Raw genomic sequence first — 23,859 nt, 5'->3', positions numbered from 1 at the left:
CTCCTTATTCGTTGGTGACGGCGAGGATCTCTTCCAGGGAAGTGACCCCCGCGCGCACCTTCTGCAGGCCCGATTCGCGCAGGCTGCGCACGCCTTCCTTGCGGGCCTGCGCCGCGATGTCGAGCGCGCTGCCATCGCGCAGGATGAGCTGCTGCATGTCCTCGCTGATCGGCATCACCTGGTAGATGCCCACGCGTCCCTTGTAGCCGTTGTTGCACGCGCTGCAGCCGACCGGCCGGTAGGGCGTCCACGTGCCGTCCACGTCTTCTTCCGTGAAGCCCGCTTCGATCAGGTTCTCGTAGGGGATGTCGGCCGGCTGCTTGCAGTTGGGGCAGAGGCGCCGCGCGAGGCGCTGCGCCGTGATCAGGATCACGCTGGAGGCGATGTTGAACGGCGCGATGCCCATGTTGCGCATCCGCGTGAGCGTGGTGGGCGCGTCGTTCGTGTGCAGCGTGGACATCACCATGTGGCCGGTCTGCGCGGCCTTGATCGCGATGTCGGCGGTTTCGAGGTCGCGGATTTCGCCCACCATGATCACGTCCGGGTCCTGCCGCAGGAACGATTTGAGCGCGGCCGCGAACGTGAGGCCCGCCTTCTCGTTCACGTTCACCTGGTTCACGCCGGGCAGGTTGATTTCCGCCGGGTCCTCCGCGGTGGAAATGTTCACGCCCGGCTTGTTCAGGAGGTTGAGGCAGGTGTAGAGCGACACCGTCTTGCCCGACCCCGTGGGGCCGGTCACGAGCACCATGCCGTACGGGCGGCCGATGGCGTCCATCAGGCGCTTTTTCTCTTCGGGGTCGTAGCCGAGCGCTTCGATGCCCAGCTTGGCGCTGGACGGGTCGAGGATACGGATCACGATCTTTTCGCCGAAGAGGGTGGGCAGCGTGCTCACGCGGAAGTCGATCACGCGGTCGGGCCCGACCTTCAGCTTCATTCGGCCGTCCTGCGGCACGCGCTTTTCGGAGATGTCGAGGCGCGAGATCACCTTGATGCGCGAGGCGAGCTTGTCCTTGATGGCGACGGGCGGAGAGGCGATCTCGCGCAGTTCGCCGTCGATGCGAAAGCGCACGCGGTAGTGGTATTCGTACGGCTCGAAGTGAAGGTCCGACGCGCGCTGGCTGATCGCATCCAGCAGCATCTTGTGCAGGAACTTGACGACCGGCGCGTCGTCGACTTCGGAAGTGGCGGCCTTCTCGTCGTCGTCGACGACCGAGGAGTCCATGCTGCCTTCGTCGAACTCGAAATCGTCGCCGATGATCGAGTCCATCGTCTCCGTCGCGGTGGTGGCCTGCTGCTCCACCAGCTTCGTGAGCTTGTCGTATTCGGCGATGACCCAGTCCACGCCCATCTGCGTGGCGAACTTGATCTTTTCCGCGCAGCCCTGGTCCGACGGATCGGCGGTTGCCACCGTGAGGCGGTTGTTGCGCTTGGACAGCACCACCACGCGATAGGCCTGGCAGATCTTCGTGTCGAGGAGGCTCTTCGGCAGGCGATGGATGTCGATCGCATCCAGGTCGAGCAGCGGCGCGCCGTACGCCGCCGACATCGTGTGCGCGAGGTCGAAGGCGGAAACGGCGCCCGAGCCGGTCAGTTCGGCGATGAAACTCGTGCGGTTCGCCTGCGCCTTGCGGTAGATGTCCTCGGCGGCCTTCTGTCCCAGCTTGCCGGCCGTGACGAGGGCTCGGGCCAAGCCTGGCAGTGCGACCGATGGCGCTTCAGCGGTGGCGGGATCGACGGCGGCCATGAACGAAAAAATGTAACTGGCGTAGACGCGGCTGACAGCCGGAACAGGTCATCAGTGCATCATCGCCGAAAGGGCCCCGGGTGTAAATGTGATGCGGCCCCGCCGCGCCCCGCAAGGCCCTTGCGCGTGAAACGAGCGCAACGCGGCGGCAGCCCCCGGCCGGGCTTCATCAGGCGGCGGGCAGGCCCTCGGCCGAGAGCTTGCGCTTGAGCACCTTGCCCATCGGGTTGCGGGGCAACTCGTCCATGATGCGCACCACGCGCGGGTAGCTGAGGCCGATGCGCTCGCGGCAGTGGCGAATCAGTTCCTGCTCGGTCGCGGGGCTTTCGAGCGTCACCGCCGCGGCCGGCATGTCCTGGGCCTGCGGATGCTTGATGGGATAGGCGGCCGCTTCCTTCACGGCGGGATGCTCGAGCAGGGCATTCTCGATCTCGGCCGGGTAGATGTTCATCCCGTCGCAGATCATCATGTCGTCCTTGCGGCCCTGCAGCACCACGGCGCCTTCGGCGGTCATGAAGGCGATGTCGCCGGGATGGAACCAGCCGTCGCGAAACGACCGGGCGGTGGCCTCCGCGTTGTCGATGTAGCGGGACACGACGCCCGCGCCGCGCGCGCGCACTTCGCCCACGCCGCCCGGCGCGAGCGGCACGCCGTCGGGATCGACCACCTGGATTTCCATCGACGGCGTGGCGACGCCCACCGTGTCGCGCACGCGCGACTGCAGTTCCGGCGAGGCGATGGCGAGCGCTTCGCCTTCGTTCGTGCCGTACACGACGTGAAGCCCCGGGCAGAACTTTTCGCGGAATTCGCGGCGCAGCCGCTCGCTCACGGTGGCGGAGCGGACCTCGAAGGCGCGCAGCGCGGGAAGCGGCTGCGTCTGGTCCACGAGGGCGAGCAGGTTGTGCATCTGCAGCGGTGTGCCGCAGGCGAGCGTGACGCCCGATCTCCGCAGGAAGTCGAGCAGTTCCGCCGTGATGGGGCCGCGCGCCGCGAGACAGACCGCCGCGCCCGCCTGCAGCGCGCAGACGGCGCGCTGCTTGGCCACGACGAACTCGAGCCGCGACACGGGCCAGAACACGTCATCGGGGCCGCAGCCGTACAGGGAAGGGAAGCGTTCGAAGCGGGCCATCGAGAGCGCGTGCGACAGCTCGGCGAATTTCGGCTCGCCGGTCGTGCCGGACGACTGCAGGATGAGCCAGCCCATGTCGGCGTCGCCGTGAGGCGGCGGCACCTCGGGGCGGCTTTTGGCCGGGAATTTCGGCACGCGGTCGAAGAGGAGCCCGTTGGGCTGCGATTCGAGAACGGGTTGCTTGTCGGCGATGACGGCGTCCAGGCGCAGCTTGTCGATGATGCGCTGCCGGGCCGAGTGCAGGTCGCCCGCCGGCAGCGCGACGTGGGCCACGCCGGCTTGCGCGAGGCCGAGCGCGGCCACGAGGTGCAGGAGCGGCCCTTCGCAGCACAGGCCGACGCGCTGGCCCGCGGCGAGCCCGCGGCGGCGGAAGAGCACGGCCGCCGCGTCGATGAATTCAGAGAGTTCGCGCCAGGTGACCCGGCGGTGGCGCAGGAAGACAGCAGGCGCATCGCCCTTGGCGCGCGCATGCTCGTGGATCGGCTCGACGATGTTCACGCGTGGACCGCCCGTTCGCAAGGAAGAAGAAGGAGGAAAGGAAAGCTGGTCGGGGTGAGAGGATTCGAACCTCCGGCCTCTACGTCCCGAACGTAGCGCTCTACCAGGCTAAGCTACACCCCGATTCGCCGCGGCGCGATGCAGGCCAGACGCTGATGCGCTGGTGTTCTCGCTGCGGCGTGAGCCCGGGATTGTAGCAAAGACGGGTGGGCAGCACCGAGAACCGATGATGCATCAGGAATCGGCTGATCGGCACGGCGCGGGCGCCATACATCCGTATGAGCCCTTCGGAGCGTTTGCGACCCAGCCATCGCGCCTTGCGTTTCAGAGGGAGGCGCAACCGCACCTATCGCAGATTCAGATCGAAAAACGCGATCGACTCCTGTGCAAGGCGGTCCAGGAACGCAGCCCGGTCGAAGCCTTCAGGGTCGCGGGCCACGCTGCCGTCCGGCGAGGGCAAGTCCATCGTCGGTGTGTTCATGAACGCATAGTGTCCCGCGTTGGGCACCAGTTGCAGCGTCACGTTGGTGCCGCGCATGTTCTGCATGATCCATTGCGCATGAAAGCGCGGCACGAGATACGTGTCCTTCTCGCCGGCGTAGATGGCCACCGGCACCGTGATCGATGCCAGCGACGACGCACTGAACGCCACGCCCATCGGCGCCAACGCCATCACGGCACGCACGCGCGCATCGGCCTGGACCGGCTCTTCCTGCCCGTCCGCCGCGGCGCCTGCCTGCGCCGCGGCGCCGCCGGCGGCGCGCGACACGCCGCACAGGATGGGGTCGAGCTGCGCTTCGGTTTCGCAATGCGTGCGCAGACGCGAGAGCACCGGCTTGCCGCCCGCAAGCGCCAGCACCGTGTAGCCGCCTGCCGAATGGCCTACCGCACCGATGCGCGGCCGCCCGTCGGCGTCATTGGCGATGCTGTCGCGCCATTGCGGGTCGGCGAGCAGGGCGTCGATCACGCGCGATGCCTGGCGTGGCCGCTCCGAGAAATAGCGCCCGGGTGTCGCGCGCATCGACTGGTCCTGCCACGTATCACCCACGTGCTCGACACTGGCGACGAGGTAGCCGTTGCGCGCCAGAGCCTGCGCCAACGTGGCAAAGCCGATGTCGATGGAGGCCGTGCCATGGCTGATGACGATGAGCCCTTTGAATTTCGACGCCGGCGCTCCGTTGATGGCCACCGTCTGCGGGAACGGCCCCATGGGAATCACCCGCGCCGCATCGGGCGTCGGGTAGTAAAGGGCGAAGTGAGCCGGTTTGCCTTCCGCCCCGATGCTGGTCACCGTCATTTGGCGAAATCCCGCCTCGGTGGCGCCGGCGACTGGCTGAAGCAGCAAGAGGCCGGCTGCTGCAATGACTGACGAGAGGGTACGAAAGCCAGAGATGGAACGGGAAATCATCGGGGACACCTTTCGGATGGGACAGGTCTTCAGGAGAAGCGGCAACCGAAGTATTCCGGCGCTTTGGCACGGCGTCACCGATCGCGCGACGAAATGACGGCCCGGCGGCGCGAGATGCGCAGTGGAGACCGCGAAAGATCGTTTGGTGAGGCGATTTCGCGATGTTGGCAGGCGAGCCATCGGCCGAAAGGCATGCACCGTGGAGAGCGGCGCCCCGCTTTCCTTGGGAATCCTCTGACGGCTGCTTTGGGGTCGGGAGCGGTCATATGGTCCACTTGGCTCGCGATTGACTGCTTCGCAGCGGTTGCCGCCCTTCACTTACGCGTCGTCCAGCGGCGGCTGTATGGCAGTTCGCCGTCACTGATGCCAGTGACCTGCTTGAAAGTCGGAGTTGCAGCATGCGACGCCCTTGACGGGCACGCCTCGCAATCTACGGTCTCGATCCGCTCACTCGAGTTAATCGGTGCCGCACCGGTCTGCTTCCGTCGTCCCGACAAATCCGGTAGACTGCGCAGAATTCTGCAACATGGGAGCTGCCATGTCGATCGCTGCCAAGGACATTGTGCCCTTCACTCAGGCCCGCGCCACCCTGTCCGAGCTCGCCGATGAGGTGAAGCAAGGCAGCGAAAAGGTCATCACCAAAAATGGCGAGAGCTACGTCGCGCTGATCGACGCCGATCGGCTGGATTACTACCACCGCCTGGAGCGCGAGCGCATTCATCTGCTGCTGCTCGAAGACGTGAAGCGTGGGCTGGCTGAGATCGCGGCAGGGCGTACCGAGGACGCGGACATGGCCATTGCCCGCCTGCAACAAGCACGCAAGCCGGTAGCCAAGACCACGAAACGACGTGGCTGAGCCGCGAATTCAGGTCGAACTCACCGCCAGCTTCATCGAACGGCTGGAGTCGGTCGAAACTTTCCTCGCCGAGGCCGATGCACCTCAGGCGTACGACAAGCTGCTCGACGGACTGCGTCGCACGGTCATTCTGAACCTGCGCCGCTTCCCGCGCATCGGACGTCGCTACCTGGACCAGCCGCCACAGTCGGCTGAAGCGATGACGCAACTCGCCGCGCTACCGCCAGGGGCAGCCGATGCTCTGCGCGAGTACCTGCACGGCGACTATCTCATCCTCTACACGCTCACAGGCTCGACTGTCTATCTCCTGTCGATCCGCCACCACCGCCAACTGTCGTTCGCATTTGCGAAACTGTGGGAGCCCTGAAGCAGCGCCATGGACAAGAAGCAGCTGACTGAAACGGACATCCGCACGAAGTTCATCACCCCGGCGCTCGTTGGCACCAGCAGCGCCAAGTGGAACGTGATGACCCAGGTGCGCGAGGAGGTCTTCTTCACCAAGGGCCGGGTGATCGTTCGTGGCAAAACGGTTCGTCGAGGCGAGGCCAAGAAGGCAGACTACATCTTGTACTTCAAGCCGGGCGTACCCATCGCCGTGATCGAGGCGAAGGACAACAACCACTCGGTCGGTGCCGGCATGCAGCAGGCGCTTGAGTACGCCGAAATACTGGACGTTCCGTTCGCCTACAGCTGCAATGGCGATGCGTTCCTCGAGCACGACCGCACCAGCTCAAGTACCGCCGTCGAACGCGAGATCGCGCTCGATCAATTCCCGACACCTGAGGAGTTGTGGTCCCGCTACATCAACTCAAAGGGCTACAACCCGGCGCAAGCGGCCGTCGCGGCGCAGGACTACTACGACGACGGATCAGGCAAGGCGCCGCGCTACTACCAACTCAACGCCATCAATCGCACCATCGACGCGATTGCGCGCGGCGAGAATCGGTTGCTGCTGGTCATGGCCACCGGCACCGGCAAGACCTACACCGCGTTCCAGATCATCTGGCGGCTGTGGAAATCGGGCGCCAAGAAGCGCATCCTCTTTCTGGTCGACCGCAACATCCTCGCCGACCAGACCAAGACGAACGACTTCAAGCCCTTCGGTCAGGCGATGACCAAGATCACGAACCGCACGGTCGACAAAGCCTTCGAGATCTACCTTGCGCTCTACCAAGCCGTTTCGGGCACGGACGATGAGCAGAACATCTACAAGCAATTCTCGCCCGACTTCTTTGACCTCGTGATCGTTGACGAGTGCCACCGCGGTAGCGCCGCCGATGACGCCAACTGGCGCAAGGTGCTCGAGTACTTCTCGTCCGCCACGCAGATTGGCCTCACCGCTACGCCGAAGGAAACCGAGGACGTATCGAACATTGAGTACTTCGGAGATCCGCTCTACACCTACTCGCTCAAGCAAGGCATCGACGACGGTTTCCTCGCCCCGTACAAGGTGGTCCGCATCGGCATCGACAAGGACCTCGACGGTTGGCGCCCCGAGAAGGGCAAGACCGACAAGCACGGCCAGTTGATCGAAGACCGCGAGTACAACGAGACCGACTTCGACCGCAACCTCATCCTCGAAAAGCGCACCGAACTCGTTGCCCACAAGGTCACGCAATTTCTCAAGGCCACCGATCGCTTCGCCAAGACAATCGTCTTCTGCGAGAACATCGACCATGCCGAGCGTATGCGCCAGGCACTGGTCAATGGAAACGCGGACCTCGCCGCCGCCAACAACCGCTACGTGATGCGCATCACTGGCGACAACGACGAAGGCAAGGCCCAGCTCGACAACTTCATCGACCCCGAGTCCACCTTTCCGGTCATCGCTACGACTTCTCAACTGATGTCCACCGGTATCGATGCACAGACCTGCCGCCTGATCGTGCTTGACAAACGCATCGCCTCGATGGCCGAGTTCAAGCAGATCATCGGCCGCGGCACCCGCATCAACGAGGACTACGGCAAGCTCTACTTCACCATCATGGACTTCAAGCGGGCCACGGCACTCTTTGCTGACCCGAAGTTCGATGGCGACCCCGTGCAGGTGTACGAGCCCAAGCTCGACGATTCGCCCGTGCCACCGGACGATCACTCTGCGACTGACAGCCCCCTGATCTGCTACTCCAATGGGGTCGAGCCAGGCACCCCCCTCGAAGCGCGGGAGCCCACACCCAGGTACATCGTTGACGATGTGGAAGTCACTGTTGCGACGGAGCGCGTGCAGTACCTCGATGCTGACGGCAAGCTCATCACCGAGTCTTTGAAGGACTACACGCGCAAGGCAGTACGCAAGGCCTACACCTCGCTCGATGCGTTCCTGAACGCCTGGAACGAAGCCGACCGCAAGCAGGCCATCGTGGACGAACTTGCGACCCAAGGCGTGTTCATCGACGAACTGACTGAGCAGGTGAACCGCGACCTCGATGCATTCGATTTGATCTGCCACGTCGCCTTCGATCAGAAGCCGCTCACGCGGCGCGAGCGGGCCGACAAGGTGCGCAAGCGCAACGTGTTCGGGAAGTATGGCGACAAGACGCGGGCCGTGCTCGAAGCGTTGCTCGACAAGTACGCCGATGCTGGATTGAAAAGCGTCGAGTCGCTCGGCATCCTCAAAGTCGATCCGCTCAGCACCTTCGGCACCCCCATCGAAATCGTCAAACTCTTCGGCGGCAAGCCCAAGTACCTGGCCGCCATTCAAGAACTCGAAGAACAGATTTACAGCGAAGCTGCCTGACCCATGTCCAACGTCTCCAACATTGTCAAGTCCATTCAGGACATCATGCGCAAGGATGCCGGTACCTACGGCGACGCGCAGCGGCTCGAACAGCTCGGCTGGATGTTCTTCCTCAAGATCTTCGACGACCGCGAGATTGAACTCGAACTCATCCGCGACAGCTACAAGTCACCGCTTCCGCAGCACCTGCGCTGGTCCGCCTGGGCCACCGACGCCGAAGGCACTACTGGTGATGCTCTGCTCGACTTCGTCAACAACACCCTGCTGCCTAGGCTCAAGGGGCTGACCGGCGGCGCGAACAAGATCGCCGGCCTGATCCGCATGGTCTTTGAGGATGCCAACAACTACATGAAGAACGGCACGTTGATGCGGCAGGTGATCAACAAGATCAACGGCATCGACTTCAACGCCTCCGATGACCGTCACATGTTCGGCGACATTTACGAGAAGCTGCTCAGAGACCTTCAGTCCGCTGGCAACGCGGGCGAGTTCTACACCCCGCGCGCGGTCACTCAGTTCATCGTCGATCAGGTCAACCCTCGCCTCGGCGAGACCATCCTGGACCCCGCTTGCGGCACCGGCGGCTTCCTCACGTGCGCCATCGAGCATCTTCGCAGGCAGGCGAAAACCGACACCGACGAACGCACGATTCAGGATTGCATCGCCGGCATCGAAAAGAAGCACCTGCCGCACATACTGTGCATGACCAACCTGCTGCTGCACGGCATCGACGTGCCATCCAACGTCCGGCACGACAACACGCTAGCGCGCCCGCTGCGCGACTGGAGCCCGAAGGAACGCGTCGACGTCATCGTCACCAACCCGCCCTTTGGCGGCATGGAGGAAGACGGCATCGAGGCCAACTTCCCCGCGGAGTTCCGCACGCGCGAGACCGCGGACCTGTTCCTTGTGCTCCTCATGAAGGTGCTCAAGCCCGGAGGCCGTGCCGGCCTGGTGTTGCCCGACGGCACGCTGTTCGGCGAAGGCGTGAAGACCCGCATCAAGGAAGCACTGCTGACCGACTGCAACCTGCACACCATCGTCCGGTTACCCAACGGCGTCTTCAACCCGTACACCGGCATCCGCACGAATCTCCTCTTCTTCACCAAAGGCGCGCCCACCACCGCCGTGTGGTACTACGAGCACGCGTATCCCGCCGGGGCCAAGAGCTACAACAAAGGCAAACCCATCCGCATCGAGGAGTTCGAGGGCGAGAAGGTCTGGTGGGGCGACGAGGCCAATGGCTTCGCCGCTCGCGTGGAAAACGAGCAGGCCTGGCGCGTCTCGATCGGCGAGATCAAGGCTGGCAACTTCAACCTTGACCTCAAGAACCCGCACAACCCCGACACCGGCCCTGGCGACGTGGATCACCTGCTGCCAGAGTACGAAAAGCTGCTCGCCCAGATAGCCGCCACCCGCGCCGCGCTGAAGGCTGAACTTCAGAACGCGCTCACGGTCCAGGCCGGAAAGGCTCGATGAGACTCGCGACCTTCTTTGAGAAGTTCGACCTCTTCGCTGACGCGCCCGATGCCGTGGCGAAGATGCGTGAGCTCATTTTGCGAATGGCAACAAGCGGTCGCATCGCAGCGCAGGATCCGTCAGACCCGCCTGCGTCGGAGCTGATTGATGAAATCTACGCTGAACGGGACAGGTTGATCGCGAGAGGAGTCGCGAAGAGTCGAGTCGAAGGGAGCCCAATTTGGGCAGGCGACATCGTAGACATCCCGGCCTCTTGGGCGCGCTGCATGATCTCAGAAGTGTGCGACCTCCAAACGGGCGCAACGCCGAGCCGCCAGGAGCAGAGCTACTTCGGAGGCAATGTCCCCTGGGTGGTGTCTGGCGATGTCAATAGGGGCGAGATCACCGAGTGCGATGGGCGGATAACCGAGGCAGGACTTGAGAACAGCAACTGCAAGCTTGTTCCTCCGAACTCCGTCCTGATCGCGTTGAACGGCCAAGGAAGGACGAGAGCAACGGTGGCCATGTTGCGAATCTCAGCCGCCTTGAATCAATCTCTTGTCGCAATGATTCCGTACTGTGAAGAGCGACTGCTGCCTGAGTACATCTTTTGGAACCTTCGTGGACGCTACTACGCCATTCGGGACATCACCGGACAGGATCAACGCCGCGGCCTGAATATGAAGCTGGTGGGGCAACTAAGCCTACCAATTCCGCCCCTGGCCGAGCAGCAGCGGATCGTGGCGAAGGTAGATGAGTTAATGGCGTTGTGTGATCGGCTGGAGGCGCAGCAGCAGGAACGGGAGACGCGACACGCCGCGCTCGCCCGCGCGTCGCTGGCCCGCTTTGCCGACGCGCCCACGCCAGCCAACCTCGAACTTCTCTTCCGCAAGTCCTACAGCATCCCTCCAGCCGACCTCCGCAAGTCCATCCTCACCCTCGCCGTCCAAGGCAAGCTTGTCCCGCAGGACCCCAGCGACGAACCGGCGGCAAAGTTGCTAGAGATCATTGGGATGCAACGAGACAAATTGCTTGGCTCAAATTTGCTTCGGAAGAGCAAGCGGTGCCGTCAGTTCACTTCAGATGAAGCTCCTTACGATGTCCCCGCGACCTGGACTTGGACGATGCTTGGTGAGATCACCGATATCGGGACTGGAAGCACGCCGTCGAGAACAGAGGCTTCGTTCTGGATAGACGGAACGGTCCCGTGGATTACAAGCGGATCGACGTCGCGCTCGCGAATTGTCGAAGGGGACGAGTTCGTAACGCCGGCCGCCGTGAAAGCGCACCGGCTGAGGGTTTATCCGACAGGTACCCTTCTGGTGGCACTTTACGGTCAGGGGAAGACGCGAGGCCAAGTTGCCTTGCTGGACATACCTGCAACGATCAACCAGGCGTGCGCCGCGGTTTGCTCTCTTGATGGCATTCCTTCGATGCAGGGCTACCTGAAGCTACTGTTGGAAAAGCAATACGATGAGATGCGCTCGTTGTCTGCGGGTGGCGCGCAGCCGAACCTCAATGTTCAGAAAATCAAAGAGGTGTTCGTCCCCCTCCCACCGCTCGCAGAGCAACGCCGGATAGTGGCGAAGGTGGGCGAGCTGATGGCCTTGGTGGACCAGCTTGAGAAACAACAGGAAGCCGCCAAGTCAAGAGGAGCAGCTCTTCTTGAGGCGGTCATCCAGGAGCTGCTAAATCCCACCGCCAAGATCATTCTCTTTCCGGTCTTAGAGCGTGACTCCTTGCCCGACCGCACCGCAATCGGCTGCTATGCCATCCAACGTCTCAGCGACCAGCGCACTTTCGGGCGAACGGCCGAGGTCAAGGTGCTTTACATGGCAGAGGCGCATCTGGGCCTCGACCTTGGCGGAAGATACATGCGAGATGCTGCCGGCCCGCTGGATAAGTGGATCTACAAGTTCGAAGAAGAGGCTGCCCGCGAGCAATGGTTCAGCGTGGTCGAGGGAGCAACCAAGGAGGGGCATAAGAAGATCGAGTACCGCAAAGGACCCAATCTTTCGGCGAAGGCGCAAGAGGCGCCGTCTCGGCTCTCCGCGGCGCAACGCAGCGAGTTCGATCGCATGCTCGCACTGTTGGCGCAGAAGCCGACGGTCGAGGTGGAAATCATCGCGACGCTGTTCGCCGCCTGGAATGACTTTCTGATCGATGGCCGTCAACCCAACGACGACGAAATCGTGAGGGAGGTGCGAGAGAACTGGCACCCAAGCAAGCAGCGCTTCTCTCAAGCTGAATTGAGAAGTTGGCTGGCATGGCTGCGCCAGCATGCGCTGGTGCCGCAGGGCAAAGGGCCGCACACGCTGGGCCAACAAGGCAAGCTGCAGTTGCACTGACGAAGGCAGCCCCTCACATGCCGATTCAGCACGCCATTTGGACGGTCGCAGACAACCCGATGCCGCTGGCCGCAACGCGCTTGCCCAGCGAGCAGAAGCTGGAAGAGATGATCGTGCGCGATCCGCGCATCCTCTCCGGCGAGTGGATGCTGATCGGGCAACAGGAAGCCACCAGCCACGGTGGCCGCATCGACTTGCTCGCCATCGCGCCCGACGGCTCGCTCGTGCTCATTGAACTGAAGCGCGACCGCACACCGCGCGAAATCGTCGCCCAGGCGCTGGACTATGCATCTTGGGTGGAGCAACTGACGGCAGAGAAAGTCGCGCAGATCTACCAGCGCTTCTCCAACGGCGGCAGCTTGGATGCGGCGTTTGTACAGCGCTTCGGCACTGAGTTGGACGCGGACGAGCTCAACCGGTCACACCAGATCATCATCGTCGCAGCCGAACTCGACGCGGCCACCGAGCGCATCATCAAGTACCTGAACGAACGCGACATCGCCATCAACGTCGTCTTCTTTCAGGTGTTCGACCACGGTGGGCAGCAGCTCCTGAGTCGGGCCTGGCTCATCGACCTGAGCGAGACGCAGGCCAACGTGGCCACGTCGAGCAAGATCGTTGGCGAGCGCGAGCCCTGGAATGGCGAGTACTACGTGTCCTATGGGGACGCTGTGTCGCGCAGTTGGGAGGACGCTCGCAAGTACGGCTACATCAGCGCCGGCGGCGGTACCTGGTACAGCCAGACGCTGAAGCTGCTCTCGCCAGGCGACCGCGTTTGGGTGAAGATTCCGAAGACCGGATATGTCGGCGTCGGCCGTGTCACCGGCGGAGTGTTTCCAGCGAAGGAGTTCATGGTTTCGACGCCGGATGGCCCACGGCCGGCGCTGGACGTGCTTTCACATGCCGAACGCTACAAGGCGAGCGCCGACGATCCCGAGAAGACCGAGTACTTCGTGCCTGTCACGTGGCTCGACACCGTGCCGCGCGAGAAAGCGGTGAACGAGCTTGGACTGTTCGGTAACCAGAACACGGTGTGCCAGCCCACGGCGCCCCAGTGGCGCCACACGGTGGAGCGACTCAAGCTCGCGTTTTCTAAATGGGCCGGCTGAGATGCAGCTGGGTCAAGGCTGATCGACCATGCTAGAGCGCGTCGCGGGCTACCTGATTCGCTTCGATGAGGATCGCCGCAATGCCTTTCTGCGCGAAGTGCGCGACCTCACCGAAGGCTTCTCCGATGCGCTGAGCAGCGAAGACTGGTCGATTCGGCAATGGCAGGTCTGCGGCCTGCTCTTCGAGCCTGGAGAGATCACGCACTGGGCGTTGGCTCGCAAGGGCAACCGCGTTGCAACGGGCAAAGTACGTGTTGAGTTCACAGAAGTAACTCCGACAAGCATTGCCATCAGCGACGTTGAGCGCCGAGTTGGCGAGACAGTTCAGCGGAACATCATCAGCAGCCGGTCAGGGCACGGAGGCGCCATTCCGCAAACGACATGGCTCAGGCTGAAGCAGGCCGTCGGAGAGATCGATCCGAGTTCGCTCGAAGCGCTGCTGCGAATCGAGCGCTTGCGAGATCAAAGCCGAGAGCTGATCCGACGACCAGGCATGGAGGTTGTGGCACAGCAACGTGATGCCGTTGGTGTGGCGCTGGATGTGTTCGATCAGACCGGACGACTGCGCAAGGCAACGCTGCAAGGTTGGACCGCACCGGAGGGCGATGGACTGACATCCTTCTTGGATGGCCTTGCGGGTGTGCGCACGGTCGAGGATCAACTGATTGCGCGGGACGCTGCAGCCTTTCCTGACGCGGATCTAGCCCAGCCGACTGTCGTGGGTGCAGTTTTCAGTGTTGCAGGTCGAAAACTGGAAGTCTTCAACGTCAATCGGACGGCCGTCGAGCATGCCCTCGGTGTGGACATGCTTTACTTTCACGAAGAGTTCGATGCCTGGACGATGGTGCAGTACAAGTTGATGGAGCGATCAGCAGGTACGTCCGATCGCTCCGCGATTTACCGGCCGGATGCCACCTTTGATGCCGAGCTTGCGCGCATGGTGCAGTTTCGGGCTTCCTGCGCCGATAGCTGGCACATTGCTGACGGCAAGTCTGCATACCGACTGTCGGGGGATGGCTTCTACTTCAAGTTCTGTTCGCGGATTCAGCTGGAAGTGCTGTCGGAAGGGTTGCTTCCAGGCATGTACTTGCCACGCGAGTACTTGCAGTCAGCTTTAGCAGACCCCGCCGCGCTCGGCCCGCAGGGAGGGCGGAAGCTCACGTTCGAGAACGCTGGTCGCCACCTTAGCAACACGCTCTTTGCAGACCTGCTCCGTGCTGGTTGGATCGGGACGCGAACCGTATCGTCGGAGCGAATCGCGGAGATCGTCCGCACAAGCCTCACTGCATCGCGATCAGTCGTTGTGGCTCGCGCGCGCCCATCAGGCAGCCCTGCGAACCCGAGCGAAACGCTCGCGACGTTGGGCTTGTAGTAGGTGCCCTGCAGGAACTGCGACTTCGTGACTGTGAACGTCAGGTCTCGGTCGCTCGGCGGCCGCACGGCCACCGAACCCGAATGTCAGCAACCAGTCTTCAGCAGACATTCACTCACCTGAGCCTGACACCACGGTCAACGCCCGCTCCCGTCCAAAAGCATCAATCAACCCCGAGCAGCGCACCCGCCCGCGACACCGGCACCACCTCGACACCCGCAGCGAGCGCAAACGGCCGTTCCACGGGCGCCATCACAAATGCCTTGTCGAGACGCAGATCGTCCGCCGCCTGCCAGAAGCCTTTCGCTGGCTTGGGCGCCGCCGCGAATTTGATCTCGATGCCGACCCGGCGAGAGCGTTGCTCGATCACGAGGTCGATCTCGGCCCCTGCCGCAGTGCGATAGAACCCCACGTGCGCATCGGCAGGCAGGTGCGACAGGACTTGTTCGACGACGAATCCTTCCCACGACGAGCCGGCGATGGGGTGGCCTTGAAGATCGCGCACGGTCGCCAGCCCCAGCTGTGCAGGTCGAGGCGCAGGAAGGTGCCGACGGAGTCCTGGCGCCACTGGAACGAGCTCGCGTGGTCGATGCAATATCCACGCAAATTGATCGTGACACGATCAATTTGCAAGGAAACAACTGGGCACTGCTCCCCGCCGGCCGCGAAACGTCTTGCGATTTCGCAGCCCCATGTGCCTCACTCCCGCCCCCGCCGCCACACCGCCATCAACGCCGCCAGCTTGTACTTCACCGGCAGCCTCTCGTCCGACAGCGCATCCAGAAAGTCCGACAGCCGCTTCGACTTCGCGATCGTATAGAACGTGAGCGCGATCGTCGGCACGAAAACGATCAGGAAATAAAACAACTTCGCAAGAAACGGCGCTTCCGCTTCTGAAATCAGGTTCATGCCGAGAAAGCCCGTCGCCACCGTGCCGATCAGGCCGAAGATCGTCACCACCGTGAGCCGCACCACCGTGTTCGCCTGCCGGCGCAGGCTGTCCGCCTCCAGATAGCTGCTCATCTCGGCGATCCGCTCCTTCACCTCCGCATACAGCGGATCGATGTCGAGATGCTGCGAGCACATGTGCCACAGCGCCCGCACATGCGCCTGCTCGGAAATCTCGTGGAACCAGTAGCGGTGCGTGAAGCGCAAAAACCCCTCGAACGCCTGCCGGATCGACCGCTTGAAACGGCGCACGCTTTCCGGATCGTCCACCGAAAGCGCCATGAGTGCCTGCGCGAGCCCGTCGGAGAACATGAGGAGCGCCGCCTTCTGGAAATGCGCGATCAGGAACATGAGGAAATGCTGGTGGCGAAACTGCGCGAGCACGCCACGGTCGCGATCCACGAAAAAAGGCGACGCCGCGTCGCCCACGACCACGAGCGAATGCCCGCTGCACAGGTAGCGCGTGTTCGGCGCCTCGCCCCCGGCACACCAGAAGCGGTCGAAGCAGTAGCGCCTCTCGAAGTCGTCCAGGTGCGCTTCGGAATACGGCAGGCTCGCGTCGTCGCTGCGCGGCGCGGCCGTCACGAGCCCCAGGCACGTGAAGTCCGCGCGCGTGAGCTCGCGCGGCCTGTCCAGCGCGAGAAACACCATGAGCGGCATGCGGTAGTACTCGATCTGCCGGTAGCGCAGCACGCCCTCCTCGGTCGAATAATCGGGGACGAGCGGCTGCAGCAGATAAGCCCAGTGGCCCGAGATTCGTGGCGCGCGATGCTCGCTCACGTGCTTCAGGAAGAGCTCGCTTTCGCCGGAGTCCGAAGCGTGCAGCACGCTGCCGTCCGCGGCGAGCCACTCCACGCTCGCCATGCAGTGCAGCGGGCAGCCTTCCTCGTCCCACCCGCCCGGGTAGCCGCGGCCGAAGCGGTACATCACCTCCTGCGCTTCGCGAAGCGTCAGGTCCGTCGCGCTCACCTCCACGTTCAGAAGCACGAGGTCCACGTCGTAGAAGAAATAGAGGTCCACGTGCACGATGTCGAGCGTGAGCGGCGCATCGCCCGGCTGCGCCACCGTGCGCACGCGCGCGATGTCGTTGCGGCGGAACACGCGCATCGGCGAGCCGCCGTCGCCCGTGCCGCGCCGCGTGCGGCCTTCTCCGTACAGGAAGCGCTGCACGTACGGCAGGAAGGCGACGAATTCGCGGTAGTGCCGCTCGTGGAAGTCGGTCGCCGCGCCCGTGTACTCGTCCACCACTTCCCGCCACGGCGACGCGGGGCCCAGCGCTCGCAGCCAGTGCCATGGCGGCTCGCGCCGCCCCTGCGACTGCATCAGGCGCAGCGGCCACAGGAGCGCCTGGCGGAACTGGCGGGCTTGCAGCATCGGCGAAAGTGTCTCCTCTCAGGGCTCGCGGCCGGCCGCCGTGTAGAGCTCGGCGGCCGGAACGACGCGGCCGTGCAGCGGCACGACGCGCTCGACGTCGAGATGCAGCCGTTCGATGTTGGCGACGAGGTTGGCGGCCGCGCCGTCCGGCTGCGCCGCCGCGGCAGCGGGCTGCGCGCGCGGCGTGAATGCATCGGCTTCGATGAGCAGGCGCTCCTTCGGAAGCCACACGATCATCGAGCCCCGCGCGTGCAGGCTGTCCTCGATCTGGAACAGGTCGACCTCGCGCATCGCGTCGCTGAAGGTGCGCTGGCCGTTCACCGCGAGGAACACGGGCTTGCGCCCGGATTGCGCGAGCGCATCCGGATGCACCGTATTCGCCTGCGCGAATGCGCGCTCGAACCACCCTCTCGCCTCTTCGCTCACGACGAGCGTCGCGCCTTCGGCCGCCGCGGCGCGCAGGCCGCCCGAATGATCGAAGTGGTGATGCGTGTTGACGGCGTAGGCGATGCGCTTGCCCGGCACGAGTTCCTTGGCTGCGGCGATCACCGCCTGCGCGCGGCCGTCGTAGAGCGGGCTTTCCACGAGCATCAGGTGATCGGAGAATTCGACGAGGACGCTGTTGTGCGAGCCGCCGCCCAGGAACCACACGCCCTCGGCCAGCTTCTGCACGTCCACCCTTTCCTTGAACGCGCTCACCGCCTGCGGCACATCGATCGCGACCGGCGCGCCGCCTTCGACTTGCTCCACGGCGAGGTCGAGCACCTGAAAGCCGCCCTTGTACTGGACGATGCGGGTCGGAAACTTGAGGCCCGAGAAGTCGCGCCAATCGCTGTAGAGCGTCGTGACGGGCGTGTCGCCGCTCACGGGGTTGGAGAGCACGGAGTCGACGCGCCGCACGAGGCCGTCCGCGCCGATCCAGACGGTCGCGCGCAGCCGCCCCGGGTCGGCGAACGTCACGACCTGCAGGTCACCTTCCGTTCGCAGGCTGCGGCCCGCGCTTCGCGCAAGCGCGGCCTTGATCACGCCCTGGGGTGTCGTCCACAAGTCGTGCACGCGGGCATCCAGTGCCGCGGGTGCGGCCGTCGCGGTCGTTCCCGACACGTTCCACGCGTGGTCGCCCTTCAGCCATGCCGACGTGCGCCGCTCGCCCGCGCCCATCGGCGGCAGGCTGCCGCCGCCGGTGGGTTCGGCGCGGCGCAGCGCGGTGTCTTCGCGCAGCGCGCCGTGCTCGTAGTCGACCCAGCGCGCGTACATCGTGATGTCGATGCGCGGCCAGGCCATCCCGGCCTGGTACGCCTGGCCGAACGTGGACCCCGTGCCGGTGGCTGTGTACTGCAGCGTCTTCAGCCGCGCGGAGCGCATGGCGAGTTCGCAATGGCGCAGGACGGCTTCGACGGGGTCGATGCGTCCAGCGCACGCGGCCGCCAGCGCGCACGCGGCCAGGACGGCCAGCAGGACCCGGCGCTCCATTCGATGCCTCCATCGCCCTCTTCGGGCATGCGTTCTCGTGTGTGGCGGCCATGGTAGCAACGGCCGCGCGCCGTGTCATGCAGGTGATTGGCGTGCGTTGCGCGCCGAGCTAATCTGCACGCCTCGAAAGGACCGAATCGATGAACGATCTTTTTTCGCTGGAGGGCCGCGTGGCCCTCGTCACCGGCGGCTCCCGGGGCATTGGCCGCATGATCGCCGCGGGCTTCCTGAAGCAAGGCGCGAAGGTCTACATCTCGGCTCGCAAGGCCGAGGCGTGCGACGCGACCGCGCGCGAGCTTTCGGCTTTCGGGCCGTGCGTGTCGCTGCCCGCGGATGTCTCCACCGTCGAAGGCGCGCGCGCGCTGGCCGATGCGTTCTCGGCGCGCGAACCCGCGCTCGACATCCTCGTGAACAACGCGGGCGCCGCCTGGGGCGAAGCGTTCGACTCGTTTCCCGAGAAGGGCTGGGACAAGGTCGTCGACCTGAACATGAAGACGCCGTTTTTCCTCACGCAGGCGCTGCATGGCGCGCTGAAGATGGCCGCCGGGCGCCGTCCCGCGAAGGTGATCAACATCGCCTCGATCGACGGCATCGGCGTCAATCCGTGGGAAACGTATTCGTACGCGGCGAGCAAGGCGGGCCTCATCCACCTCACGAAGCGCATGGCGCTGCGCCTCGCGCAGGACAACATCGTCGCCAGCGGCATCGCGCCCGGGCCGTTCGCCTCCGAGATGAACAAGGCCGCTCGCGATCACGGCGACGAGATCGCGAAGCGCACCCCGGCAGGCCGCATCGGCTGCGACGACGACATGGCCGGCGCGGCGATCTATCTCGCGTCGCGGGCGGGGGACTACGTGGTGGGAACGACGATCGTGGTCGACGGCGGCGTGACCCTCTCGCGCTGACACGAATCAGGCGGGCGCCCGGGGCGCCCTTCGGTCACTCCGGCCGGTGGAGTTCGACCGGATTCCAGTTCTGCGTTCCCCGGCTCGCGATCTTGACCGCGCCCACCCGGTTGCCGAGTTCGGCGCATCTCGCAAGCGTCCAGCCCTGCTCCAGCCCGTACAGCAGCGCGCCGCGCCAGGCGTCGCCGCAACCTGTGGGGTCCACGATCTCCTTCGCGGCCACGCCCGGCACGTGAGTGCGCTCGCCTTCGATCCACACTTCGCAGCCTTCGCCGCCCAGCGTGACCACGAGACCCCGCGTGCGCCGCGATATCTCCGCGTTGTCGAGGCCGGTGCGCTCGCAAAGCATCTTGCCCTCGTAGTCGTTCACCGTGACCCAGGTCGCCTGAGCGATGAACGTGCGCAGCTCGTTGCCGTCGAACATCGGCAGGCCCTGCCCCGGATCGAAGACGAAGGGGATCGCAGCGTGCGCGAACTGTTCGGCATGCTGCAGCATCGCGTCGCGCCCGTCCGGCGAGACGATGCCCAGGCGCACGTCCGCGCGCGGACCGATCCGGGTCGTGTGCGCCTGCATCATCGCGCCCGGGTGGAACGCCGTGATCTGGTTGTTGTCGCGGTCGGTCATGATCATCGCCTGCGCCGTGTAGGCGCCTTCGATGCGCCGCACGAATTCGGTCGCGATGCCGAGCGCGCTCAGGCGCTGGAGGTAGTCGCCTCCGTCGTCGCCGAGCGTCGCCACCGGCAGCGGCTCGCCTCCCAGGCGCTTGAGGCTGTACGCGATGTTGCCCGCGCAGCCGCCGAAGTCGCGCCGAAGCGCCGGCACGAGAAACGACACGTTCAGGATGTGCAGCTGCGCGGGCAGGATCTGCTCGGCGAAGCGGCCTTCGAAGTTCATGATCGTGTCGAATGCGAGCGAGCCGCAGATCAGTGCTGCCATGGTGGATTCGTGGATGCTTGGAGTCGGGCGGGGGTTCAGGGATAGAAAGCGAGCAGCCGGTAGCCCGACACGCGCCCGCCGGCCACGGCGGAGCTCACGGCCAGCGTGACGGAAGCGGTCCAGTCGCCGCCGGGATTCATGACGGGCGCCGCCCCGCCGAGGTCCGCGGGCGAGAGCACGCGCCGCACGACGGGCTGGTCCTGGCCGTCGGTCAGCGTGAGCTCCAGCGACGGCAGGGCCACGGGAAGCGGAGCGTTGTTCCTCAGCACGAAATTCAGCCGGTACGTGTCGGGCCGCAGCTTGTTGAAGGAAGACGATTCGATCGCGAGCGTCTCGATCTGGCGCGGCGGCCGGATCACGCAGCCGATGGGCTCGCACAGGCGCGCGAGCCAGGGCTTCAACTCGGGCTGCAGGACCGCGAGGCGGTCGCGTTCGTTCACGGCGACCTGCAGCACGAGCAGCAGCACGAGACACGCGGCGGCGAACGTGAGCAGGCGGCGCACGCCCGGCCGCTGCCAGAAAGCCTTCCGCCGCGCGTTGCGCAGGAAGGTGACGTCTTCGATTTCCTCGTCGTGCTGCGCGAGCGGCGCGGGCTTCGACGGAGGCGGTTCGGCCGCGGAATGCGAAGGCGGCAAAACGGAAGGCAGGTCGTCGCCATGCCCGAGGTCGGAGCGGCGAAAGACGAACGGCTGATCGAGCGGAGACGAATCGAGTGTCGAATCCGCCGCGGGCGCATGGGCATGGGCATGGGCATGCGCATGCGCATGGGCATGCCCGGGCCCGGGCGCATGCGCCGGCGAGGGCCGGGAGGATGCCACGGAAGGCGGCAGATCGGCGAAGCCCGAGGGTTCGGTGTCGGCCTCCAGCGGCGGCGGCGGCGGCGGGAGCTCGTCATCCTGCACTTCGGCCGGGTCGGGTCCCAGCATGTTGGCCTGCGCATCGAACACTTCGGCGCAATGGCCGCAGCGCACCCAGCCCTCGGAGATCTTGAGCTGATCGGGCACGACGCGAAACATCGTGCCGCACGCGGGGCAGCGGGTGATGAGGCTCACGATGCTCCCGTCATGAGGACCCACCCGTCCTCTTCGTCGCTCGTTTCGAGGCGGCACCACGGCGCGTAGGCCTCTCGCAGCTCGGCCGCCTGGCGCGCCAGGATGCCCGCGAGCACGAGATGCCCGCTCTCTTCGACATGCGCGCACAGGAGCGGCGCGAGCACCTTCAGCGGCGTCGCGAGGATGTTCGCGAGCACGATGCCGTAGCGGCCCGCCGCCAGCTCGGGCAGACCGGCCATCAGTTCGACCGAGTTCACTCGCGCATTGTCCAACGTCGAGCGGACGGCCGCAGCGTCGATGTCGACCGCGAGCACTTCGGCTGCGCCGAACTTCGCCGCCGCGATCGCGAGGATGCCCGAGCCGCAGCCGTAGTCGAGAACGCGCTTGCCCGAGGGCGGATGCGAGGCGATCCAGCGCAGGCACATGCGCGTGGTCGGATGCGTGCCGGTGCCGAAAGCGAGGCCGGGATCGAGCCGGATCACGCGCCGCGCTTCGGCGGGGGGTTCATGCCAGCTCGGCACGATCCAGAAATCGGGCGTGATCTCCACGGGAGCGAACTGCGACTGCGTGAGCCGCACCCAGTCTTCCTCGGGCACCTCGCGGATGTCGAGCAGCCTGCATTCGCTAAAGAACGCCTGCGGCTCGATGAGGCGCGCGGCGTCGCGCGCTTCGGCTTCGGTGCCGAAAAGGGCGACGATGAGCGACCGGTTCCAGCCGCCGCGCGGCGGCGGCATGCCCGGCTCGCCGAAGAGCGCCTGCTCCGCGGGCGTCTGCGCGTCGGCATCCTCGACGGAAACGCTCAGCGCGTCGAGCGCCTCCAGCGCCTCGCTCACGGTCTCGACCTCCACTTCCGGGCACAGCAGACGCAGTTCGTGCATGGCGGCGCAGCGCGGCTCTGTCAGCGCTTGTGATGCGACAGCCACTCCTCGAGGTAGTGGATGTTCGTGCCGCCGTCCATGAATTTCGCATCGACCATCAGCTCGCGGTGCAGCGGAATGTTGGTGTTGATGCCTTCGACCACCGTCTCGGCGAGCGCGGTGCGCATGCGCGCGAGCGCCTGCTCGCGCGTGTCGCCGTGCACGATGATCTTGCCGATCATCGAGTCGTAGTTCGGCGGCACGAAGTAGTTGGTGTAGACGTGCGAGTCGACGCGCACGCCGGGCCCGCCAGGCGCGTGCCACATGGTGATGCGCCCCGGGGACGGCACGAAGGTGTACGGGTCCTCGGCGTTGATGCGGCATTCGATCGCGTGGCCGCGCAGCACGATGTCGGCCTGCTTCCAGGGCAGGCGCTCGTCGGCGGCCACCATGATCTGCGCCTTCACGATGTCGATGCCGGTGATGAGCTCGGTCACCGGGTGCTCCACCTGCACGCGCGTGTTCATCTCGATGAAGTAGAACTCGCCGTTCTCGTAGAGGAATTCGAACGTGCCCGCGCCGCGGTAGCCGATGCGCTTGCACGCGTCGGCGCAGCGCACGCCGATCTTCTCGATCAGCTTGCGCACGATGCCCGGCGCCGGCGCTTCCTCGATGACTTTCTGGTGGCGGCGCTGCATCGAGCAGTCGCGCTCGCCCAGGTACAGCGCGTTCTTGTGCTTGTCCGCGAGCACCTGGATCTCGACGTGCCGCGGGTTCTGCAGGAACTTCTCCATGTACACGGCGGGGTTGCCGAACGCCGCCTGCGCCTCGGCCTTGGTCATCTGCACCGCGTTCACGAGCGCGGCTTCGGTGTGCACGACCCGCATGCCGCGCCCGCCGCCGCCGCCGGCGGCCTTGACGATCACCGGATAGCCGATGGACTTGGCGATGCGGCGAATCTCCGCCGGGTTGTCGGGCAGTTCGCCCTCGGAGCCGGGCACGCAGGGCACGCCCGCCTTGATCATCGCCTGCTTGGCCGAGACCTTGTCGCCCATCAGGCGGATCGATTCGGGCGTGGGGCCGATGAACTGGAAGCCGCTTTTTTCCACGCGCTCGGCGAAGTCGGCGTTTTCGGAGAGGAACCCGTAGCCGGGATGGATCGCTTCCGCGTCCGTCACCTCCGCCGCCGAGATGATCGCGGGCATGTTGAGGTAGCTCTGCGGCGAGGGGGCCGGGCCGATGCACACGGCCTCCTCGGCGAGCTTCACGTACTTCGCCTCGCGGTCGGCTTCGGAATACACCATCACGGCGCGCACACCGAGCTCGCGGCAGGCCCGCTGGATGCGAAGTGCGATTTCGCCGCGATTGGCGACCAGGATCTTCTTGAACATTCAGCGGGCTTATTCGATGACGAACAGCGGCTGGCCGTATTCCACCGCCTGGCCGTTCTCGCACAGGATCTGCGTGATGGTGCCGCTCTTGTCGGCCTCGATTTCGTTCAGGATCTTCATCGCCTCGATGATGCAGACGGTCTCGCCTTCCTTCACCTGGCTGCCCACCTCCACGAATGCCTTCGCGCCCGGCGCGGAGGAGCGGTAGAACGTACCGACCATCGGCGACTTGACCACATGGCCCGCGGGGGCCTGCGGCGAGG

At 64.9% G+C, this 23,859-nt stretch carries 19 protein-coding genes and 1 tRNA gene; 8 read left to right on the top strand and 12 right to left on the bottom strand.

The features are described 5' to 3' along the window. Positions 1 to 4: 4 nt before the first annotated feature. The 4 genes from pilB to VHA82_RS05670 all read right to left on the bottom strand — a co-directional run bounded on the left by pilB (position 5) and on the right by VHA82_RS05670 (position 4,779). Positions 5 to 1,744, bottom strand: a complete 1,740-nt coding sequence (pilB, locus tag VHA82_RS05685; RefSeq protein ID WP_325541114.1) for a type IV-A pilus assembly ATPase PilB — start codon at positions 1,742 to 1,744, stop codon at positions 5 to 7. Positions 1,745 to 1,913: 169 nt separating this feature from the next. Next, complete coding sequence (locus tag VHA82_RS05680; protein WP_325541112.1) at positions 1,914 to 3,371, bottom strand: class I adenylate-forming enzyme family protein; 1,458 nt, start codon at positions 3,369 to 3,371, stop codon at positions 1,914 to 1,916. Positions 3,372 to 3,417: 46 nt separating this feature from the next. Further along, a tRNA-Pro gene (locus VHA82_RS05675) sits at positions 3,418 to 3,494 on the bottom strand. A gap of 223 nt (positions 3,495 to 3,717) precedes the next feature. Continuing rightward, positions 3,718 to 4,779, bottom strand: a complete 1,062-nt coding sequence (locus VHA82_RS05670; RefSeq protein ID WP_325541110.1) for a dienelactone hydrolase — start codon at positions 4,777 to 4,779, stop codon at positions 3,718 to 3,720. A 538-nt stretch (positions 4,780 to 5,317) separates the two neighbouring features. Between VHA82_RS05670 and VHA82_RS05665 the strand changes: the two genes are divergently transcribed. The 7 genes from VHA82_RS05665 to VHA82_RS05635 are packed head-to-tail and all read left to right on the top strand — an operon-like array spanning position 5,318 to position 14,659. After that, positions 5,318 to 5,635 carry a type II toxin-antitoxin system Phd/YefM family antitoxin gene (locus VHA82_RS05665; RefSeq protein WP_325541108.1) on the top strand — a complete coding sequence of 106 codons (318 nt, stop codon included), beginning with the start codon at positions 5,318 to 5,320 and terminating at the stop codon, positions 5,633 to 5,635. Then, complete coding sequence (locus VHA82_RS05660) at positions 5,628 to 6,002, top strand: type II toxin-antitoxin system RelE/ParE family toxin (protein ID WP_325541106.1); 375 nt, start codon at positions 5,628 to 5,630, stop codon at positions 6,000 to 6,002. The genes VHA82_RS05665 and VHA82_RS05660 overlap by 8 nt, the downstream gene beginning before the upstream one ends. Before the next feature lie 9 nt (positions 6,003 to 6,011). Further along, the gene (gene hsdR / locus VHA82_RS05655; RefSeq protein ID WP_325541104.1) at positions 6,012 to 8,372 is read left to right on the top strand and encodes an EcoAI/FtnUII family type I restriction enzme subunit R; all 2,361 of its coding nucleotides are present in this window, start codon (positions 6,012 to 6,014) and stop codon (positions 8,370 to 8,372) included. Positions 8,373 to 8,375: 3 nt separating this feature from the next. Further along, positions 8,376 to 9,851, top strand: a complete 1,476-nt coding sequence (locus VHA82_RS05650; protein WP_325541102.1) for a class I SAM-dependent DNA methyltransferase — start codon at positions 8,376 to 8,378, stop codon at positions 9,849 to 9,851. Beyond that, positions 9,848 to 12,178: a restriction endonuclease subunit S gene (locus VHA82_RS05645; protein ID WP_325541100.1), complete on the top strand. Its 2,331-nt coding sequence runs from the start codon at positions 9,848 to 9,850 to the stop codon at positions 12,176 to 12,178. Before VHA82_RS05650 ends, VHA82_RS05645 begins: the two co-directional genes overlap by 4 nt. A 17-nt stretch (positions 12,179 to 12,195) precedes the next feature. After that, entirely contained in the window at positions 12,196 to 13,287 is a 1,092-nt protein-coding gene (locus VHA82_RS05640) for an endonuclease NucS domain-containing protein (RefSeq protein WP_325541098.1), read from the top strand. 28 nt (positions 13,288 to 13,315) lie between these two features. Further along, positions 13,316 to 14,659: a hypothetical protein gene (locus VHA82_RS05635; protein WP_325541097.1), complete on the top strand. Its 1,344-nt coding sequence runs from the start codon at positions 13,316 to 13,318 to the stop codon at positions 14,657 to 14,659. Positions 14,660 to 14,822: 163 nt separating this feature from the next. On the opposite strand, the gene VHA82_RS05630 is transcribed toward VHA82_RS05635, so the two are convergent. The 3 genes from VHA82_RS05630 to VHA82_RS05620 all read right to left on the bottom strand — a co-directional run bounded on the left by VHA82_RS05630 (position 14,823) and on the right by VHA82_RS05620 (position 18,454). After that, positions 14,823 to 15,227 carry a DUF4143 domain-containing protein gene (locus tag VHA82_RS05630; RefSeq protein WP_325541096.1) on the bottom strand — a complete coding sequence of 135 codons (405 nt, stop codon included), beginning with the start codon at positions 15,225 to 15,227 and terminating at the stop codon, positions 14,823 to 14,825. 131 nt (positions 15,228 to 15,358) lie between these two features. Further along, entirely contained in the window at positions 15,359 to 16,981 is a 1,623-nt protein-coding gene (locus VHA82_RS05625; RefSeq protein WP_325541094.1) for a hypothetical protein, read from the bottom strand. Positions 16,982 to 16,999: 18 nt separating this feature from the next. Beyond that, positions 17,000 to 18,454 (bottom strand): MBL fold metallo-hydrolase, encoded by a 1,455-nt coding sequence (locus tag VHA82_RS05620; protein WP_325541092.1) that lies wholly within the window; start codon positions 18,452 to 18,454, stop codon positions 17,000 to 17,002. Between the two features lie 140 nt (positions 18,455 to 18,594). Here VHA82_RS05620 and VHA82_RS05615 point away from each other — a divergent pair, with 140 nt between their 5' ends. Continuing rightward, on the top strand, positions 18,595 to 19,359 hold the full coding sequence (locus VHA82_RS05615) for an SDR family oxidoreductase (RefSeq protein ID WP_325541090.1): 765 nt from the start codon (positions 18,595 to 18,597) through the stop codon (positions 19,357 to 19,359). 34 nt (positions 19,360 to 19,393) lie between these two features. Here VHA82_RS05615 and VHA82_RS05610 read toward each other — a convergent pair whose 3' ends face one another. The 5 genes from VHA82_RS05610 to accB form a co-directional block, all read right to left on the bottom strand. Beyond that, positions 19,394 to 20,296, bottom strand: a complete 903-nt coding sequence (locus VHA82_RS05610; RefSeq protein ID WP_325541088.1) for a carbohydrate kinase family protein — start codon at positions 20,294 to 20,296, stop codon at positions 19,394 to 19,396. Positions 20,297 to 20,331: 35 nt separating this feature from the next. Further along, positions 20,332 to 21,348, bottom strand: a complete 1,017-nt coding sequence (locus VHA82_RS05605) for a DUF3426 domain-containing protein (protein ID WP_325541086.1) — start codon at positions 21,346 to 21,348, stop codon at positions 20,332 to 20,334. Further along, positions 21,345 to 22,226: a 50S ribosomal protein L11 methyltransferase gene (gene prmA / locus VHA82_RS05600; RefSeq protein ID WP_325541083.1), complete on the bottom strand. Its 882-nt coding sequence runs from the start codon at positions 22,224 to 22,226 to the stop codon at positions 21,345 to 21,347. The genes VHA82_RS05605 and prmA overlap by 4 nt, the downstream gene beginning before the upstream one ends. A 20-nt stretch (positions 22,227 to 22,246) precedes the next feature. After that, complete coding sequence (gene accC / locus VHA82_RS05595) at positions 22,247 to 23,596, bottom strand: acetyl-CoA carboxylase biotin carboxylase subunit (protein WP_325541081.1); 1,350 nt, start codon at positions 23,594 to 23,596, stop codon at positions 22,247 to 22,249. A 9-nt stretch (positions 23,597 to 23,605) separates the two neighbouring features. Next, the coding region (gene accB / locus VHA82_RS05590; protein ID WP_325541079.1) for an acetyl-CoA carboxylase biotin carboxyl carrier protein at positions 23,606 to 23,859 on the bottom strand (254 nt) is incomplete at its 5' end.

Source organism: Ramlibacter sp., from assembly GCF_035548915.1.
Lineage (GTDB): Bacteria > Pseudomonadota > Gammaproteobacteria > Burkholderiales > Burkholderiaceae_C > Ramlibacter.
This window is presented reverse-complemented; position numbering and strand designations above follow the sequence as displayed.

Excerpts from the sequence above, each read along its gene's own strand:
- VHA82_RS05635 (WP_325541097.1), top strand. The coding sequence starts at position 13,316 with ATGCTAGAGCGCGTCGCGGGCTACCTGATTCGCTTCGATGAGGATCGC.
- VHA82_RS05640 (WP_325541098.1), top strand. The coding sequence starts at position 12,196 with ATGCCGATTCAGCACGCCATTTGGACGGTCGCAGACAACCCGATGCCG.
- VHA82_RS05650 (WP_325541102.1), top strand. The coding sequence starts at position 8,376 with ATGTCCAACGTCTCCAACATTGTCAAGTCCATTCAGGACATCATGCGC.
- VHA82_RS05625 (WP_325541094.1), bottom strand. The coding sequence starts at position 16,981 with ATGCTGCAAGCCCGCCAGTTCCGCCAGGCGCTCCTGTGGCCGCTGCGC.
- VHA82_RS05665 (WP_325541108.1), top strand. The coding sequence starts at position 5,318 with ATGTCGATCGCTGCCAAGGACATTGTGCCCTTCACTCAGGCCCGCGCC.
- VHA82_RS05615 (WP_325541090.1), top strand. The coding sequence starts at position 18,595 with ATGAACGATCTTTTTTCGCTGGAGGGCCGCGTGGCCCTCGTCACCGGC.
- pilB (WP_325541114.1), bottom strand. The coding sequence starts at position 1,744 with ATGGCCGCCGTCGATCCCGCCACCGCTGAAGCGCCATCGGTCGCACTG.
- accC (WP_325541081.1), bottom strand. The coding sequence starts at position 23,596 with ATGTTCAAGAAGATCCTGGTCGCCAATCGCGGCGAAATCGCACTTCGC.
- prmA (WP_325541083.1), bottom strand. The coding sequence starts at position 22,226 with ATGCACGAACTGCGTCTGCTGTGCCCGGAAGTGGAGGTCGAGACCGTG.
- VHA82_RS05610 (WP_325541088.1), bottom strand. The coding sequence starts at position 20,296 with ATGGCAGCACTGATCTGCGGCTCGCTCGCATTCGACACGATCATGAAC.
- VHA82_RS05620 (WP_325541092.1), bottom strand. The coding sequence starts at position 18,454 with ATGGAGCGCCGGGTCCTGCTGGCCGTCCTGGCCGCGTGCGCGCTGGCG.
- VHA82_RS05645 (WP_325541100.1), top strand. The coding sequence starts at position 9,848 with ATGAGACTCGCGACCTTCTTTGAGAAGTTCGACCTCTTCGCTGACGCG.
- hsdR (WP_325541104.1), top strand. The coding sequence starts at position 6,012 with ATGGACAAGAAGCAGCTGACTGAAACGGACATCCGCACGAAGTTCATC.
- VHA82_RS05670 (WP_325541110.1), bottom strand. The coding sequence starts at position 4,779 with ATGATTTCCCGTTCCATCTCTGGCTTTCGTACCCTCTCGTCAGTCATT.